The following is a 16,266-nucleotide window of genomic DNA, read 5'->3' as shown; positions in this document are numbered from 1 at the left end:
GCGGGCCTCACCGTAGAAGGCGTTCCCGGCCGGGGTCAGGCGCACGCCCCGGCTGTCGCGGTCGAACAGCCGCACGCCCACCTCCCGTTCCAGCTTCTGCACCAGGCGCGAGAGCGGCGGCTGGGTCATCGACAACCGCGCCGCCGCCCGGCCGAAGTGCAGCTCCTCGGCGACGGTGACGAAGCCCCGCAACTGCTCGAACGAGAACATGCAGGCGGACAATACCCGCGCGGTCCGGTCCGATCGGTCATGCTCTGCGAATGAGCCGCATCCTGCCCCCTTTCGAACTCGGGGCAGGTGAGGCGCTCTACGGGCCCCGCCGCTGGTGGGGCGGTCCGCTCGACGTAGAAGGCCTGGCCCTGGCCTCGGTCGGGCTGGCCGCAGCCGCCGTGGACGACCTGCTGCAACGTCCGGGAGCCGTGCGCGCCTCGTCCCCGCGCATCGCCGCCGCCTTCGACTCCCTCGGGCACCTGAGGGTGGCCGGCCGCCAGCCCCTCGGCTTCGCTCCCCTGTCGGGCTTCTTCCCCACCGCCGACGGCTGGATCCGCACCCACGCCAACTATCCCCACCACGCCGAGCGCCTGCGGCGGGCCCTGAGAGCACCGATTGAGGACGTCGGTAACACCTTACGCTCGATGTCCGCCTTGGAGGCGGAGCAGGTCATCGGCGAGGCCGGCGGGATCGCGGCCGCAGTAAGAAGCCGCCGCCAGTGGCTGGACTCGCCGATGGCGGCCGGCCCACCACCGCGCGACTGGATCGCCTTCGAAGTGGCCGAAGCGCCCGGCGGGCCCTGGCAGCCCGGCAACTCGCCCGACGGCCTGCCTCTGAACGGCCTGCGGGTCCTGGACCTGACCCGGGTGGTGGCCGGGCCGGTCGCCTCGCGCACCCTCGCCGCGCTCGGCGCCGACGTGCTGCGCATCGACCCGCCTGCGCTGCCCGAACTGATCGACGCGCACATCGACAGCGGCTTCGGCAAGCGCAGTGCCCTGCTCGACCTGGACACCGGGGCTGGCCGCCTGCACGAATTGCTTGAGCGGGCCGACGTGATCCTGCTCGGCTATCGCAACGGCGCTCTCGACGCCCACGGCCTGTCCCCCGAGGCGCTGCACGACCGCTACCCGGCGCTGATCGTGGTCAATCTGGATGCCTGGGGAACCACCGGCCCCTGGGCGCAGCGGCGCGGTTTCGACAGCATCGTGCAGGCCGCCGTCGGGATCGCCGACGTGTACCGGCTACGCGACGGCCGCCCCGGAGCCCTGCCGGTGCAGGCGCTCGACCACGCCACCGGCTACGGCATGGTGGCGGCCACGGTCGGGCTCGCCGCGGCCCGGCTGCGCCATGGGGTCAGCGGTGTGGCCCGGCTCAGCCTGGTGCGGGCCGCCGATCTGCTGTTCCGCAGCAAGGCACCGGACGTACCGGTGCACCCCCTTGACGCCCCGGGCTTGCTCACCACGGACAGCCCCTACGGTGAACTGCGTTACGTACCCTCACCGTTCGACCTGTACGGCGGGCCCCTGCCCTACCCACACCCGCCCCACACCTACGGCGCCGACGCCCCCGAGTGGTAGATGCTCACAGCTCAATGACGCCCCGCTCGGCCAGACCTCCCAGTTCGGCCTGCCCCAGACCCAGCAGTTCGCTCAGCACCGGCCCGGTGTCCGCGCCGAGCAACTGCGACGACCCCACTGCGGCGCGTTCGCGACTTCCCCAGCGGATTGGCGTGCCCGCAGCCGGAATCCGGCCGATCGACGGCTCCTCCACGAACTCCACCACCGGATTACCCACACCCAAGAGCCCTTGGTCGGCAACGACGTCCGTAAATCGGCGGTACTCCGAGGCCACCACCCCGGCCGCCGAAAGCTCGCCCAGCACCTGCGCACTCGTGCGCGCGGCGAACCACGGCGCCACGTTGCGGGCGATGGCCTCACGCTGTTCGTGACGCCCCGAGTCGGTGGACAGATCGGCCCCGGTGATCTTCTCCAGGGCGGTGAGCCGGTCGGCCACCCCGAGCACGTCGACGAAGGCCAGCCACTGCCGGTGCGAGGGCAGCACCACCATCACCCGGCCGTCCGTCGTCTCGAAATCCCTTCCGAAACCGCCGAAGTAGTGATTCCCGCCGGGCGGGCGGCCCGCCGGGTCGAGGGCGGCCTCGGCCAAGTAGCCCAGGTGGGCGCTGACCGACAGGGCCACGTCGTAGAGCGAGACCTCGATGCTTTCCCCCGCGCCGGTGGCCCGGCGGGTGCGCTCGGCCACCAGCACCGCCAGGGCCAGGTTCATCCCGGCCAGCAGGTCCCAGGCCGGCAGGACGTGGTTGACCGGCCCCGGCCCGGGCCCGGTGATCCGGGGGAACCCGATCGCCGCGTTCACCGTGTAGTCCACCGCAGGCGATCCGTCGGGCAGGCCGAGAAGCCTTGCGTGGATGAGATCCGGGCGCAGCGCCGCCATCGCGCGGTAGCTGATCCATTCCCCCCGCACCGCGTTGGTGACCACGATGCCGGCCTGCTCCCCCGGGGCGGTGGCCAGAGCCAGCGCCAGCTCACGGCCCTCGGGGCTGCGCAGGTTCAGCGCCACCGAGCGCTTCTGCTGGTTCAGGCCCGCCCAGTACAGGCTGCGCCCGCCCGGGGCCAGGGGCCAGCGGGTCTGGTCGGCGGCCCCACCCAACGGGTCGATCCGGATGACCTCGGCCCCCAGCTGGGCCAGGCTCAGAGTGGCGAGCGGGCCGGCGACGAAGCTGGCCACCTCGACCACTCGCAGACCGTCGAGATGCTGACCATGGGCGGCGTCGTCGCTCGTCATTTGTCCGAGATTAGGCGGCTTGGCCGGGTCTGCCCATGCGCGAGTGCGGGCTGGGCATCGGAAATTCGCTGGACCGCCGCCGACCGGCGGGGGCACTCTTCCGCTCGTGGACGACGCACTGATCGAGCAGTTCAGCCGGGACGGCTACCTGAAACTCGAGGGTGCCGTGCCCGCAGAGGTTGCCGCGGAGTGCGCCGGCCTGCTGTGGAAACGGATCGGGCTCTCGCCGGACGAACCGGCGGGCTGGACCGAACCCGTCCACTGGGTCGACGGGATGGGCGGGCCGGCGTTCGAGGCCGCGGCCAACGCTCCCGCCCTCGTCGACGCCTTCGACACCCTGGTGGGCCCGGGCCGCTGGGTGCGCCGCAGCGGAATGGGTTCGTTCCCGCTGCGTTTCCCGCACCCGGTGGAACCGGACGACGCGGGCTGGCACATCGAGGCCAGCTACCCCTCGCCGGACGGCTCGCAGTATCTGACCAACTACCGCTCCCGCGCCCGCGCGCTGCTGCTGTTGTTCCTGTTCAGCGAGGTGTCCACGGCGGATGCGCCGACCCGGGTCCGGGTCGGCTCGCACCGCGACGTGCCCAAGGTGCTGCGGCCCTACGGCGAGGCCGGTGAGTCGATCTTCACGTTCGCCGCCGAGGTGGACCGGGCCAGCGCCCACCGCCCGGTGGCCCTGGCCACCGGCTCGCCGGGCGACGTCTTCGTCTGTCATCCCTTCCTGGTGCACGCCGCCCAGCCGCACCACGGCCGCACGCCGCGGTTCATGGCGCAGCCGGGAATGGACCGCGCGGTGGAGACCGATCTCGGCGACGAGAAGCTGTATCCGGTGGACCAGCTGATCCGCGACTTTCTGTAGGAACTTTCAGACCGGGGGCTGCGGGTCGTACTGGATCGCCCGTCGCACCCCGACGGCACGGTAGGGGAAACTGAGCCGGGAGACCAGGTGCAGGGCCAGGTCGATGCCCGCCGAGACGCCGGCGCTGGTCACGACGTCCACGTCGTCGACGAACCGGGCGTTCTCGTCGATCTTGATCGTGGCGTCCAGGGCGGCGAGCTCGTCGAGCGAGGCCCAGTGGGTGGTGGCCGGACGACCGCGCAGCAGGCCCGCCGCCGCGTAGACCAGGGAGCCGGTGCAGACACTGGTCATCAGCTCGGCCCGGCCGGACTGGGCGCGCACCCAGTCGAGGTGCTCGCGGTTGCGGCTGAGCGGGCGGGTGCCCCGGCCGCCCGGGTGCAGCACCACGTCCAGCGCGGGGGCGTCGGCGAAGGTGTGGTCGGGAGTGATCCGCAGGCCCTTGGCGCAGGTCACCACCCCGTCGGTGGGGGCCAGGGTGATCACCCGGTAGCCGTCGTCGGGGTGGTTGAGCGTCCAGTACGCCAGCACCTCCCAAGGGCCCACGGCGTCGAGTTCCTCCACACCGTCGAACAGCACGATCCCGATGACCTTGGTCTCTGGCATCCCAGCATTCTCCTCAAAAACCGGTGCCCGCCCCAGGTCTACCGCCAGGCTTTCTCGCGCAGCAGCCGCAGGCCGTTCAGCCCGACGACGACCGTGGAGCCCTCGTGGCCCAGCACCCCCAGCGGCAGGGGCAGGTCGCCGAACAGGTCCCAGGCCACCAGCACGGTGATGAACGTGGCGGCGATGGCCAGGTTGGCGATCACCACCCGGCGGGCCCGGCGGGAGAGCGCGATGACGGCCGGGATCGCGTTCAGGTCGTCGCGCACCACCACCGCGTCGGCCGTCTGCAGGGTCAGGTCCGAGGCCGCACCCATCGCGATGCCGCAGTGGGCGGCGGCCAGGGCGGGCGCGTCGTTGATGCCGTCGCCGACGAAAGTCACCCGCTCCCCCTCGTGCTGCAGTTGCCGGATCAGACCGAGCTTCTGCTCCGGCAGCAGCCCGGCCCGGGTCTGCGGGATGCCGGTGCGCGCCGCGACATCGGCTGCGGTGACGGCGTTGTCGCCGGTCAGCAGCACCGGAGGCTGCTCGGTCAAGGCGCTCACCGCGGCGATCGCGGCCGGCGCCTCCGGGCGCAGCCGGTCGGTGAAACTCAACGCGGCCAGCGGTTCGCCGTCGAGTTCGACCACGACCACGGTGTTCCCCGTGTCCTGAGGAGCGGCCTGAGAATCGTTCTGGGAGCCCGCCGGAGACCCGGGTGCCGCCGAGCGGACTGCGACACCACGCCCGTCCACTGTTGCCGAGACCCCGATGCCCGGGTGGGCCGCGAAACCGACGGCGGCCGGCACCGACAGGCCGCGTTCCCGCGCCGCCCGCACCACGGCCTTGGCCAGCGGGTGTTCGCTGCCGTGCTCCACCGCGGCGGCCAGCCGCAACACCTCGGCCTCGTCGAGCGACCCCAGCAGGCGCACGCCGGCCAGCACCGGGGTGCCCTGGGTGAGGGTGCCGGTCTTGTCGAAGGCCACCTTGGAGGTGGTTCCGAGGCGTTCCATCACCACCGCCGACTTGATCAGCACACCGTGACGCCCGGCGTTGGCCACGGCGGCCAGCAGCGGCGGCATGCTGGACAGCACGATCGCGCAGGGCGAGGCCACGATCATGAACGTCATGGCCCGCAGCAGCGCCTCCCGGAAGTCCTCGCCGAGGGCCAGCGGCACGGCGAAGAGCACGAGCGTGGCCACCACCATGCCGACCGAGTAGCGCTGCTCCACCTTTTCCACGAACAGCTGGGTGGTGGCCTTGGTGCGGCTGGCCTCCTGCACCAGGGCGGCGATCCGGGCGACCACCGAGTCCCCGGCCCGACGGGTGACCTGAACCCGCAGGACCCCCATGCCGTTCAGCGTGCCCGCGAACACCTCGTCCCCGGGGCGTTTCTCGGCCGGCAGTGACTCGCCGGTGACGGTGGCCTGATTCACGTCGCTGGCTCCGGACAACACCTCACCGTCGGCGCCGATCCGCTCGCCGGGGCGCACCAGAATCTCGTCCCCCACAGCGAGAACCGCCGTGGGTACGGTCTGCTCGGCCCCCTCGGTGACCCGGACCGCTGTCTCGGGCGCTAGTTCCAGCAGCCCCCGTACCGAGTCCTCGGTGCGGGCGGTCGCCAGCGCCTCCAGGGCGCCGGAGGTGGCGAAGATGACGATGAGCAGGGCGCCGTCGAGGACTTGGCCGATCGCCGCGGCCCCGATCGCCGCCACCACCATGAGCAGGTCCACGTCGAGCGTCTTCTCGCGCAGGGCCTGCAGCCCGGCCAGCCCCGGCTCCCAGCCCCCCGCCGCGTAACAGCTGAGGTACAGCGCCCAGCTCAGCCAGCCGGGAGCGCCGGAGACCTGGGCCAGGAGGCCGAGCAGGAACAGCCCCAGCGCGGCGGCGGCCCAGCGCATCTCCGGCAACGCGTGCCACCGGGTCCTGACCACCGGGGGACGGGTGGGCACCGGGTTCGGGGCGGGGGCGATGGCCGTGGTCGGCATGGGAGGGACCCTCCGGTGAGGCGGCGGAGGTAGGAAGTTATCAGAACATCTGAAGAGGTCTTCATATGTACGGCCGTGGCCGCCCGGGGTCCTGGTCGACGAGGGAGGTAAAGTGCCTGGTTGTGGGACATGGAGTGCAGGGACGCGACCGCCCGGCCACCCGGCTGGACGCGGAGAGCGCCGCCTTCGTGGCCACCACCCTGCAGGCCCTGGCCACCCCCAGCCGCCTGCTCATCCTCACCGAGCTACGGCAGGGCCCGCGGGCGGTGAGCGATCTGGCCGAGGCGGTCGGGATGGAGCAGTCGGCCGTCTCGCACCAGCTGCGGCTGCTGCGCAACCTCGACCTGGTGGTGGGCACCCGGGCCGGGCGCAGCATCGTCTACAGCCTCTACGACAACCACGTGGCGCAACTGCTCGACCAGGCGATCTACCACAGCGAGCACCGCCGGCTCGGGGTCGCCGACCGGCCCGGCGCCACCGGCTGAGCCGTCCTTTCAGCAGACCACCAGCGTCACGAACCCGAACGAGGACCGGTAGCCGGCCAGCCATCCCTGACGGTGCTCGGCCGAGACCGCCAGCGCCTCCTGCCCTTCCGGCGTCCCGCGTCGCTGCAGCCCCCAGGCGGCGAGCGCCCCGGTCCAGGCCCACTCGTACGCGTCGAGTTCGGTGCGGGAACTCACGTGCCCGTACACAGGCGTCCACCCCGCCTCGGTGACCGAGCCGACCAGGCCGGTCAGATCGTCCATAGTTCCGAGGATCTCCAGCCCCTCGGCCGAGGGCGGGGACTCCCAGAAGCCGTCACCGAGCACCACCCGTCCCCCGGCGGCCAGGTGCTTGCGGGCGGCAGTCAGCGTCGGCAGCAGTCCCCCGAAGACATGGCTGACCCCGACCGCGAACACCACGTCGAACTCCCCCTCAGAACGGAAGCTCGCCGCGTCCTCCTGCTCGATCCGCAGGCGCTGGGCCAGTCCCCGGCGGTCGGCCTCGGCGCGCGCGTGGGCGACAGCGGGCTCGGAGACGTCTACCCCGACGCCGGCTGCGCCGGGGTGCTGTTCCAGGGCGCGCAACAGCCACTCGCCTCCCCCGCAGCCCAGGTCGAGCAGCCGGGCCTGGGCAGAAGTGCTGTTCAGGGCCTGTTTGAGGACGTCGGTGACGGCCTGGTCACTCAGCGGCGCGGCGATCGGGTGGCCGGTGTGGGCGATGCGCGAGATCCGGTTGCGGTCCATCGGTGCACCCTGACAACCCGGGGGCATCATCCGCCAGCGAAATACCGAGCGTCGATCTACTAGGTTTCCGCCTGTCGCCCCCGACCGGGCGGCCACCGCTGGAGACAAGGCACGTGCCGGAATGGACGCCGTGAACCCGTACGAGACGGTTCTGAGGGCCCTGGAACTGGGAACGGCGACCAGTCGCGAGGCGCACGCCGAACTGCGCCTGCTGATCGCCGAGTTCGGCCCCGGCCTGCAGGAGGTCCGCCGCGCGGCGGTCACCGCGCTGGCCTGTGCGGCCGGCTCGGACGCCACCGCCGACTTCGCCGCCCTGCTGTCGGACCCGACCCGCTCGGTGCGCGAGTGCGCGGCCGACGTGCTCTACAACGTGGGCGACGGGCGGGCCTGGGAGGAGGTGTTCGCCTACTACCAGGACGAGGTGCGCCGGCGCGGGCCGCGCCGGGCCGGGCTGCCGTACGCCATGCCGCTGTCGTACCTGCTGGTGCAGGCCGAGTCCGGCTCCCAGGGGGCGGTGCGGCTGATCGGCTTCCTGCGCCAGGAGTGGGGCCGCCTGTCGGCCTTCGAACGCGAGTGGCTGGGCGGGAACCTGCCGCAGGCGGCTCCCGAAGGGCCTCCCCCGGCCCAGGTGGCGCTGCCCACCCGGGCTCATCTGGACCGGGTCGGGGCCTCGGCTGGGTGAACGCGCAACCACCGGTGCGCGCGGTTGCGTACATTGCTAGGCAAGTCCCCGACCACCGAGCAGAGATCCGAGCGGTTCGAACATCATGACGGCGCACCTCGAAGACCCGGCCGGTACGGCCATCGACCCCGACGACCTGGCCCTTTGCCTGAAGGTCCTGTCGCAGGTGGAGAACCTGCCGGACGACCACCCGGACTTCGTGGCGGTCCGCCTGGCCACCGCCAAGATCTTCAAGGCGGCCAAGGAGCACCGGCGCCGCGAGCGCCGGGCGGCCATCCTGGCCAACGACGCCGCCGTGACGGCCGCCACAGCCACCGGGGCCCCGGGCCGGATCGACGACGAGACGCAGGGCCTGCCGCTGAGCTCGGCCACCGCCGACGGCTCGGCCGGCACCTACCTGCAACCGCGCGGGTGCTACATCTGCAAGCAGAAGTACACCCAGGTCGACGCGTTCTACCACCAGCTGTGCCCGGACTGCGCGGCCCGGAACCGGCAGCGCCGCGAGGCCCGCACCGACCTGAGCGGGCGCCGGGCCCTGCTCACCGGGGGCCGGGCCAAGATCGGCATGCACATCGCGCTGCGGCTGCTGCGCGACGGCGCCCACCTGACCATCACCACCCGCTTCCCGGCCGACGCGGTGCGCCGCTTCACCTCGATGGACGACAGCGGCGACTGGATCCACCGGCTGCGCATCATCGGTGTCGACCTGCGCGACCCGGCCCAGGTCACCGCCCTGGCCGACGACGTGGCCGCGCAGGGCCCGCTGGACATCCTGATCAACAACGCCGCGCAGACCGTGCGGCGCTCGGCCGGCGCCTACGCCCCGCTGGTGGCGGCCGAGAAGGCACCGCTGCCGGACGGGCCGCTGCCGGAGATGATCACCATCGGCCGCACCCTGGACGCGCACCCGGAGGCGATCGACGCCCTCACCGCGGGCGCCGAGGGGCACTGGGCCCCCTCCCCGCACGCGCTGACCGCGCTGGCCCTGACCGCCGGCTCGGCCTCCCCTGCGCGGATCGCGGCCAACACCGCGATCGACGCCGGCGGCCTGGTGCCCGACCTGCACCACACCAACAGCTGGGTGCAGCCGGTGCAGGAGGTCGACCCGGTCGAGCTGCTGGAGGTCCAGCTGGCCAACAGCGTGGCGCCGTTCATCCTGATCAGCCGGTTGCGGGCCGCGATGGCCGCGGCCGCCGCCGAGCGCAAGTACGTGGTCAACGTCTCGGCCATGGAGGGCAAGTTCAGCCGGGGCTACAAGGGCGCCGGGCACCCGCACACCAACATGGCCAAGGCCGCGCTGAACATGCTCACCCGCACCAGCGCCCGGGAGATGTGGGAGACCGACGGCATCCTGATGACCGCGGTCGACACCGGCTGGATCACCGACGAGCGCCCGCACCCGACCAAGATCCGGCTGGCCGACGAGGGCTTCCACGCCCCGCTCGACCTGGTCGACGGCGCCGCCCGGGTGTACGACCCGGTGGTGCGCGGCGAGGCCGGCGAGGACCTGTTCGGGGTGTTCCTGAAGGACTACGAACCTACCGACTGGTGACGTCGGGCCCGTCCGGCCCGTCCGGCTCGTCGGTGGTCTCGGCCACCCGGTTGCGGCCGGCCTGCTTGGCCCGGTAGAGCCCGGCGTCGGCGCGGGCCAGCAGCGCGGCCACGTCCTGGTCGCCGGGGCGCAGCCGGGCCACGCCGATGCTGATCGTCACCGCCAGCGGGCCGGTCCGGGTCGGGACCGGGGTCCCGGCCACCGCGGCCCGCAGCCGCTCGGCCATCTCCAGATCCGGGTCGTCGCTCTGCTGCAGCACCGCGAACTCCTCACCGCCGTAGCGGCCGATCGCGTCGCTGCTGCGCACCTGGGCGGCCAGCCGGGCGGCCACCTCGCGGATCACGTCGTCGCCGGTGGGGTGGCCGTGGGTGTCGTTGACCCGCTTGAAGTGGTCGATGTCGATCATCATGCCGATCAGCGGGCGGTCCTGGCGCCGGGCCGCCTGCAGGTCACGGGTGGCGACCTCGAAGAACCGCCGCCGGTTGGCCAGCTGGGTCAGCTCGTCCACCACGGCCAGCTCGCGCACCTGCTCGAACAGCGAGGCCCGGTCGTAGGCGGTCATCGCCAGCGCCACCAGGGCGCTGCCCACCTCCACCGCCTCGCCCAGGTTGACCTTCGGGTCGGCGGTGGCCAGGACCAGCACCCCCAGGTCGGCGTCGGTGGCGTGCAGGGGCAGGGCCAGCCACGAGGCCACCCCGGGCAGGGCCTGCCGCACCGGCCCGGGGGCGTCGGCGCCCTCACCGCCGAACGGTGTGCTCGCGCTCTCCTCGGGCAGCAGCAGGGCGATGTCGGCCGGCAGCATCCCCGCCCCGCGGCCGGCGCACTGCACCAGCCGCTCGAGCACGGCGGCCTTCTCCACCGGCTCGGCCATCCGCTCCTGGGCGGTCTGCAGCGAGCGGGCCAGCTCGGCCGCGAGCTGGGCGGCTCGCTCGGCGGTCTGGGCCCGGATCGCCCGCTCGGCCGCCCGCGCGGTCTCCAGGGCCGAGGCCAGCACCCCGGTCAGCGCGGTCAGGATCTCCAGGTCGTCGTCCGAGAAGATGCCCTTGGCCACCCGGCTGTCCAGGTAGACCACGCCCAGCAGGCGGTCCTTCAGCTTCATCGGGGCGATCAGGATCGAGCGCAGGCCGTGCAGCACCACGCTCTGGGCGCCCAGCGCGGCGCCCTCCTCGGTGCCGGTGATCACCTGCGCCCGGCCGGTGCGGTGGACCATGTCGACGAGGCTGGTGGAGTAGCCGGTCAGCTGGGCCAGGTCGTTCCCGGCGGCGTCCCGGCCCAGGTGCGGCACCAGAGCACCGGTGCCCTCCTCGACCAGGAACAGGAAGGCCCGCTCGGCGGCCAGGATCCGGATCGTCTCCTCCAGCGCGATCCGGGCCAGCACCCGCGGGTCGAGCACCCGCGAGGCGGCCGCACTGACCTCCTGCAGGGCCTCCAGCCGCTGGCGTTCATGACCGTTGGAGTAGCCGGTCACCGCCCCGCCCACGCTGCTGGAGCCCGGGCGCTCCTCGACCGGCAGCGCGAACTCCGCCGCCACCGACTCGGCCCGGCGCGGCCAGCCCTCGAAGACCGCGATCGCGTGGGCGGTCCGGGCCCGGCGCCGGCTCTCGGCCGGGTTCAGCGGGCGCAGCGCCCGGGCCGCGATCCGGGCCGCCTCGAAGGCCGGCGTCGGCAGATCCTCCTGCCCGGCCACGTCCAGGTCGTTGAGGGTGTCCAGGGCCTTGCGGGCCTGCCCCTGCAGCACCATCAGGTCGGCCCGGGCGATCGTCCAGAACGCCTTCATCTCGTCGGTGTTCGCCGCGCGCCCCAGCAGCTCCACGGCCTTGGCTGCCTGGTTGGTGCGATGGGCGCCCTCGGTGGTGGTGGGCCCGCCCGCGGCCCGGGCCTGGGCCAGGCGCGCGGCGGCGATCAGGTAGAAGATCGGCCGGTTGGCCCGCCAGATCAGGCTCGGCGGCAGGCGCAGCGCCTCGAAGTCGTCGATCGCGTGGTCCACCGGCGGCCCGGTCTCGCCGTCCTCCAGCAGCACGAACAGGGCGGCCATGACATGCACGAAGCGCAGCTGGCGGGCCCCGATCTCCGCGGTCCAGGCCTGCAGCCGGCCGAGCTCGGTCTCGGCCTCGACCCGGCGGCCCAGCAGGGCGGCGGTCATCGGGGCGGCGGTGACGAAGGTGGTGATCTCCTCGGCCCGCCCGCTCAGCTTGGCCCGGCCCTGGGCCAGCCAGTACTCGGCCTCGTCGGTGCGACCGGCGAAGCAGGCGGTGAGGTTGAAGGCGCTCATCGCGTCGATCGCGGTGGCGAACTCCAGCCAGGGCCCGAACTCCTCGAACTGCCGCCGCCAGCCCGCCCCCTCGGGGCGGTTGCCGGCCCAGGCCCCGCCCAGGCGGAACGAGCGCACGAGCGAGCGGATCGGGCGGGTCTGCGCCGACAGGTCGGCGTCGCAGCGGCGGAAGCAGCGCTCGGCCGCGCGGTTCAGGCCGAGGGCGGCGAACAGCACGCCGACGTTGAGCTGGGCCGCCACGAACCGGCGGCCGTGCCCGAGCTTGGCCGCCCAGTACAGCGAGCGCAGGTTGTGGGCGAAGTACTCGGGCACCCGCATGCCCAGGCTGGCCCCGCTCAGCGCCGCCTCGTGCAGCCCGGCCATGGTCAGGGCCCGCCGGCGGGCCTCGCCGGAGGCGTCGCCCAGCAGCGGTCGCAGCCGGCGGCGCGGCACCGAGACCAGGGCCATCAGCACCGAGGTGAGCAGCAGCCAGAACACGTTGCGCGGCAGTGGCCGGCCGGTGGCCGCGAAGCCCTGGTGGATCGCCTCCTCCAGCTCGTCGCTGCGGTAGCCGCAGCGGTGCACCTCGGCCAGCTGGGTGTAGATCGCGCCCTGGGCCAGCGGGTCCGGCTCGGCCGCGAGGGCCTGCTCCAGACGCTGGCGGGCGGCGGCGAACTGGCCGGACTGCTTCAGGGCCCGGCCCAGCAGCACCAGCAGGGCGCTGGTCCCGGCCGTGCGGCCCGGGCCGACCCGCAGCGCGTGCTCCAGGAACAGCACCGCGTCCTCGGCCGAGGACTCCTCCAGGGCCAGTTTCCCGGCCTCCATGCAGGCGGCCAGGACCTTCTCGGCCGGGGCGGCGGGCCCGGCCTGCATGTAGTGCCGGGCCACGGCGAAGGTGTGGGCGACGGCCAGGGCCGGTGAGGGGGCCGGGCGGGCCGCGAGCACGTCGGCGATCCGCCGGTGCAGGGCCTGCAGGCCGCTCTGGTCCAGGTCGGACAGCAGGGCGTCGGCGATCCGCCCGTGCAGGAACCAGAACGTGCCCTCCTCGCCCAGCTCGATCAGGCGCTGGCGGGCCGCCTCGGCCAGGGCCCCCTGCACCGCGGCGGTGCTGCGCTGCTCGACCGCGGCGATCACGTCGACCCGGATCTCGGCGCCGATCGCCGCGGCGGTGACCAGCAGGTCGCGGGCCTGCGGGGCCAGGTTCTGCACGCGCTTGAGCACCAGGCCCATGGCGTCCTGGGGCAGGGCCAGGGCGTCCAGGCCGTCCAGGTCCAGGCGCCAGGTGCCCCAGGCGGGCCAGAGCAGGCCCGCGTCCAGCACCGCCCACAGGTACTCCTGGGCGACGAACGGATTGCCGTTGCTGCGGGTGGTCAGGGCCTTCAGCGCGGCGTCGGGCAGGTGCTGGCCGGGCACCAGCGAGCGGATCTGGGCCCCGATCGAGGCCTCGTCCAGCGGGGCCAGCTGCAGGCTCACGTCCAGCACCGTGCGGGCCGAGGCGAAGAAGGCGGCCAGGTCGTCGTCGTGCAGCACCTGTTCCAGGGCGTCGTCCCGGCCGGTGCTCAGGTACATCAGCGGCGCACCGCGGACCTCGGTGGCCAGGTGGCCGATCACCTGGGTGAAGGAGGCGTCGCCGGAGGTGGTGTCGTCGAGGATCAGCAGCAGCCCGCCGGAGAGCCGGGCCAGGGCCAGCAGGGCCTCGGCGACGGCGATGCCGAACTGCTCCTCGGTGCGCTGCTCGGCCAGCTCGGTGACCGAGGCGGAGACGGCGCCGGTGGGCAGGGCCACCGCCCGGGAGCCACCGGCCGGATCGGCCTGGCCGGACTGGTCGGCCTGCTCGGTGGTGGGCCGGAGCACGGACTCCAGGCTGGGGGCGATCCGCTTGATCATCTCCGGCGACCAGGTGTCGAACACCTCGCGCAGGCGGGAGGCCCGTTCCCAGCGCTCGCCCCAGGGCAGCCGGGCCAGCTGGTGCAGGTGCGCCTCGAACGCCTCCCGGAAGGGGGCGAACGGCATGGTCTCGCCGGGCAGCACGCGGGCCCGCAGCACGGTCCCGCCGGCCTCCTCGACCAGGTCACCGAACTCGTTGACCAGGCGGGTCTTGCCCAGCCCGTTGGCCGAGCGGACGAAGGCGAACCCGCCCGCGACGCTGCCCGCCCGCGTCCACTCCTCGCGCAGGGTGTCCAGCTCGGCCTGGCGCCCGAACATCGGCGCGGTCTGCGGGGGCCGGACCGGGCGCTGCTTGCCCACGAAGTCGCGCAGGTCGGCGGCCAGCGCCTGACCGTCCGGGTAGCGGTCGTCGGGGTCCTTGGCCAGCAGGGTGTCGACGATCGCGGCCAGCTCGGGCGGGGTGCCGGGGACCAGGACGGTCAGGTCGGGCGGCGGCTGCGAGGCGTGCGCGCGCAGCAGCTCGCCGACGTCCAGCGACGAGAACGGCAGCACCCCGGCGAGCGCCTCGAACATGATCACGCCGAGCGAGTACAGGTCCGAGCGGTTGTCCACCGGGCGCTTGAGCATGCCCGCCTGCTCCGGCGCCGAGTAGGCCAGGGTGCCCACGGCCGGGGACTCGCCCTCGCCCTCGGAGTCGCCCTCGCGCGCGGTCAGCCCGAAGTCGATCAGCCGGGCCTGCCCGTCGGGCAGGACCATCACGTTCTGCGGCTTGAGGTCACGGTGCACCAGACCGCGGGCGTGCACCGCGGCCAGCGGCTCGATCACGTCCAGGGCCATCGTCGCGACCTGCTCCGGCACCAGCGCCCCCCGGTCCAGCACGTCGGCCAGCGAGGTGCCGCGCACCAGGTCCATCACCAGGTAGGGCCGCCCGCCCGCCAGCCCGACCTCGTGCACCCGGGGCAGGGCCGGATGGTCCACGGCGGTCAGCAGCGCGGCCTCCTTACGCAGCGCCGCCAGGTCCTGCGGCGTCTGCTGCCCCGAGGCCCCGACCGGCCGGTCCAGCAGCTTCAGCGCGTACTCGGCGCCCTCGTCCTGACCGGCCCCGTCCCGCCGCACCCGGTAGACCGTGCTGCCCGCTCCCCCGCCGAGCTGCTCCAGGAAGACGAACCCGGGCACCTCCACCGGCACGCCGAGGGGCGCCGTGCTCTGCGTGGCCCCGGCTCCTGTGGCCGTTGCTGGGCTCCCTCTACGTTCCGGTGTCACACGAATGCGGTCGGCGAACGTGGATCGGCACTTGACGCGGGGTAGCCCGTGCGGGGGATACCCCGGGCCGGGCCCGTCGGCCGGACCGGTCACAATGACCGAGGCCGCTTCTGGCCAAGTACCCGAACGATGGAGCGCCCTGATGACGTATCGCCCCGATCCCGCCCGTTACGACGGCAGCATGCGCTACCGCCGCTCGGGTCGTTCCGGGCTCGACCTGCCCCTGCTCTCGCTGGGGTTCTGGCACAACTTCGGCGACGACAAGCCCTGGGCCGTGCAGAGGGACATCGCGCTGCGGGCGTTCGACCTGGGCATCACGCACTTCGACCTGGCCAACAACTACGGCCCGCCCTACGGCTCGGCCGAGATCAACGCCGGCCGGCTGTTCGCCACCGACCTCAAGCCCTACCGCGACGAGCTGGTCATCTCCTCCAAGGCCGGCTACGACATGTGGCCCGGCCCCTACGGCCAGGGCGGCGGCGGCCGCAAGTACATGCTGTCCTCGCTCGACCAGTCGCTGGAGCGGCTGGGCCTGGAGTACGTGGACATCTTCTACTCCCACCGCTTCGACCCGACCACGCCGCTGGAGGAGACCGCCTCGGCGCTCGACGCCGCGGTGCGGGCCGGCAAGGCGCTGTACGTGGGCATCTCCAGCTACACCGCCGCGGAGTCGCGCACCATGGCCGGGCTGCTGCGCGAGCTGGGCACGCCGCTGCTGATCCACCAGCCCTCCTACAGCATGCTCAACCGCTGGATCGAGGACGACGGCCTGCTCGACGCCGCCCACGACGAGGGCTTCGGCGTGATCGGCTTCAGCACGCTGCAGCAGGGCCTGCTGACCGACCGCTACCTCAACGGCATCCCCGAGGGCTCCCGCGCCACCCAGGGCAAGTCCCTCGACGCCGGCCAGATCACCGACGACCTGATCGGCCGGCTGCGCCAGCTGTCCGGGATCGCCGAGGAACGCGGCCAGACGCTGGCCCAGCTCGCGCTGGCCTGGGCCCTGCGCGACGAGCGGGTGACCTCGCTGATCATCGGCGCCTCGTCGGTGAAGCAGCTGGAGCAGAACGTGGCGGCACTGGGCAACCTGGAGATCGCCGCCGACGAACTGGGCCGGATCGACAGCGTGCTGGCCGAGGCGGTCAAGGTGACCCGGCCGTGGACCGGGGCCGAGCGCTCCTGA

The 16,266-nt window shown here is 73.2% G+C and carries 12 protein-coding genes; 6 read left to right on the top strand and 6 right to left on the bottom strand.

The window, feature by feature from the left end:
* Positions 1 to 210: LysR family transcriptional regulator (locus LWF15_RS34045; RefSeq protein WP_232815124.1), on the bottom strand; the 210-nt coding region annotated here is incomplete at its 3' end.
* Between the two features lie 50 nt (positions 211 to 260).
* Between LWF15_RS34045 and LWF15_RS34040 the strand changes: the two genes are divergently transcribed.
* A complete protein-coding gene (locus LWF15_RS34040) occupies positions 261 to 1,568 on the top strand; it encodes a CoA transferase (RefSeq protein ID WP_232815123.1) in 1,308 nt (435 codons plus the stop codon).
* Between the two features lie 4 nt (positions 1,569 to 1,572).
* On the opposite strand, the gene LWF15_RS34035 is transcribed toward LWF15_RS34040, so the two are convergent.
* Positions 1,573 to 2,796, bottom strand: coding sequence for a CoA transferase (locus LWF15_RS34035; RefSeq protein WP_232815122.1), 1,224 nt, complete (start codon positions 2,794 to 2,796; stop codon positions 1,573 to 1,575).
* Positions 2,797 to 2,902: 106 nt separating this feature from the next.
* Here LWF15_RS34035 and LWF15_RS34030 point away from each other — a divergent pair, with 106 nt between their 5' ends.
* The gene (locus LWF15_RS34030; RefSeq protein ID WP_232815121.1) at positions 2,903 to 3,655 is read left to right on the top strand and encodes a phytanoyl-CoA dioxygenase family protein; all 753 of its coding nucleotides are present in this window, start codon (positions 2,903 to 2,905) and stop codon (positions 3,653 to 3,655) included.
* 6 nt (positions 3,656 to 3,661) lie between these two features.
* Here LWF15_RS34030 and LWF15_RS34025 read toward each other — a convergent pair whose 3' ends face one another.
* Entirely contained in the window at positions 3,662 to 4,258 is a 597-nt protein-coding gene (locus tag LWF15_RS34025) for a DJ-1/PfpI family protein (protein ID WP_232815120.1), read from the bottom strand.
* A gap of 38 nt (positions 4,259 to 4,296) precedes the next feature.
* Complete coding sequence (locus LWF15_RS34020) at positions 4,297 to 6,222, bottom strand: heavy metal translocating P-type ATPase (protein WP_269811306.1); 1,926 nt, start codon at positions 6,220 to 6,222, stop codon at positions 4,297 to 4,299.
* A gap of 122 nt (positions 6,223 to 6,344) precedes the next feature.
* Between LWF15_RS34020 and LWF15_RS34015 the strand changes: the two genes are divergently transcribed.
* Positions 6,345 to 6,707: an ArsR/SmtB family transcription factor gene (locus tag LWF15_RS34015; protein WP_232815119.1), complete on the top strand. Its 363-nt coding sequence runs from the start codon at positions 6,345 to 6,347 to the stop codon at positions 6,705 to 6,707.
* 9 nt (positions 6,708 to 6,716) lie between these two features.
* On the opposite strand, the gene LWF15_RS34010 is transcribed toward LWF15_RS34015, so the two are convergent.
* Positions 6,717 to 7,448 carry an SAM-dependent methyltransferase gene (locus LWF15_RS34010; RefSeq protein ID WP_232815118.1) on the bottom strand — a complete coding sequence of 244 codons (732 nt, stop codon included), beginning with the start codon at positions 7,446 to 7,448 and terminating at the stop codon, positions 6,717 to 6,719.
* Positions 7,449 to 7,569: 121 nt separating this feature from the next.
* Here LWF15_RS34010 and LWF15_RS34005 point away from each other — a divergent pair, with 121 nt between their 5' ends.
* A complete protein-coding gene (locus LWF15_RS34005; protein ID WP_232815117.1) occupies positions 7,570 to 8,130 on the top strand; it encodes a hypothetical protein in 561 nt (186 codons plus the stop codon).
* Positions 8,131 to 8,215: 85 nt separating this feature from the next.
* Positions 8,216 to 9,682 (top strand): SDR family NAD(P)-dependent oxidoreductase, encoded by a 1,467-nt coding sequence (locus tag LWF15_RS34000; RefSeq protein ID WP_232815116.1) that lies wholly within the window; start codon positions 8,216 to 8,218, stop codon positions 9,680 to 9,682.
* Here LWF15_RS34000 and LWF15_RS33995 read toward each other — a convergent pair.
* Positions 9,669 to 15,008, bottom strand: a complete 5,340-nt coding sequence (locus LWF15_RS33995; protein ID WP_232815115.1) for a diguanylate cyclase — start codon at positions 15,006 to 15,008, stop codon at positions 9,669 to 9,671. The genes LWF15_RS34000 and LWF15_RS33995 overlap by 14 nt on opposite strands.
* 217 nt (positions 15,009 to 15,225) lie before the next feature.
* On the opposite strand from LWF15_RS33995, the gene mgrA reads away from it, so the two are divergent.
* Entirely contained in the window at positions 15,226 to 16,266 is a 1,041-nt protein-coding gene (mgrA, locus tag LWF15_RS33990) for an L-glyceraldehyde 3-phosphate reductase (RefSeq protein ID WP_232815114.1), read from the top strand.

It is taken from the genome of Kineosporia rhizophila (assembly GCF_021277265.1).
Taxonomy (GTDB): Bacteria; Actinomycetota; Actinomycetes; order Actinomycetales; family Kineosporiaceae; genus Kineosporia; species Kineosporia rhizophila.
This window is presented reverse-complemented; position numbering and strand designations above follow the sequence as displayed.

What these genes read in the sequence shown, in the direction of transcription:
- mgrA (WP_232815114.1), top strand. Translation starts at nt 15,226, where the DNA reads ATGACGTATCGCCCCGATCCCGCCCGTTACGACGGCAGCATGCGCTAC.
- LWF15_RS34025 (WP_232815120.1), bottom strand. Translation starts at nt 4,258, where the DNA reads ATGCCAGAGACCAAGGTCATCGGGATCGTGCTGTTCGACGGTGTGGAG.
- LWF15_RS34020 (WP_269811306.1), bottom strand. Translation starts at nt 6,222, where the DNA reads ATGCCGACCACGGCCATCGCCCCCGCCCCGAACCCGGTGCCCACCCGT.
- LWF15_RS34005 (WP_232815117.1), top strand. Translation starts at nt 7,570, where the DNA reads ATGGACGCCGTGAACCCGTACGAGACGGTTCTGAGGGCCCTGGAACTG.
- LWF15_RS34040 (WP_232815123.1), top strand. Translation starts at nt 261, where the DNA reads ATGAGCCGCATCCTGCCCCCTTTCGAACTCGGGGCAGGTGAGGCGCTC.
- LWF15_RS34000 (WP_232815116.1), top strand. Translation starts at nt 8,216, where the DNA reads ATGACGGCGCACCTCGAAGACCCGGCCGGTACGGCCATCGACCCCGAC.
- LWF15_RS34010 (WP_232815118.1), bottom strand. Translation starts at nt 7,448, where the DNA reads ATGGACCGCAACCGGATCTCGCGCATCGCCCACACCGGCCACCCGATC.
- LWF15_RS34035 (WP_232815122.1), bottom strand. Translation starts at nt 2,796, where the DNA reads ATGACGAGCGACGACGCCGCCCATGGTCAGCATCTCGACGGTCTGCGA.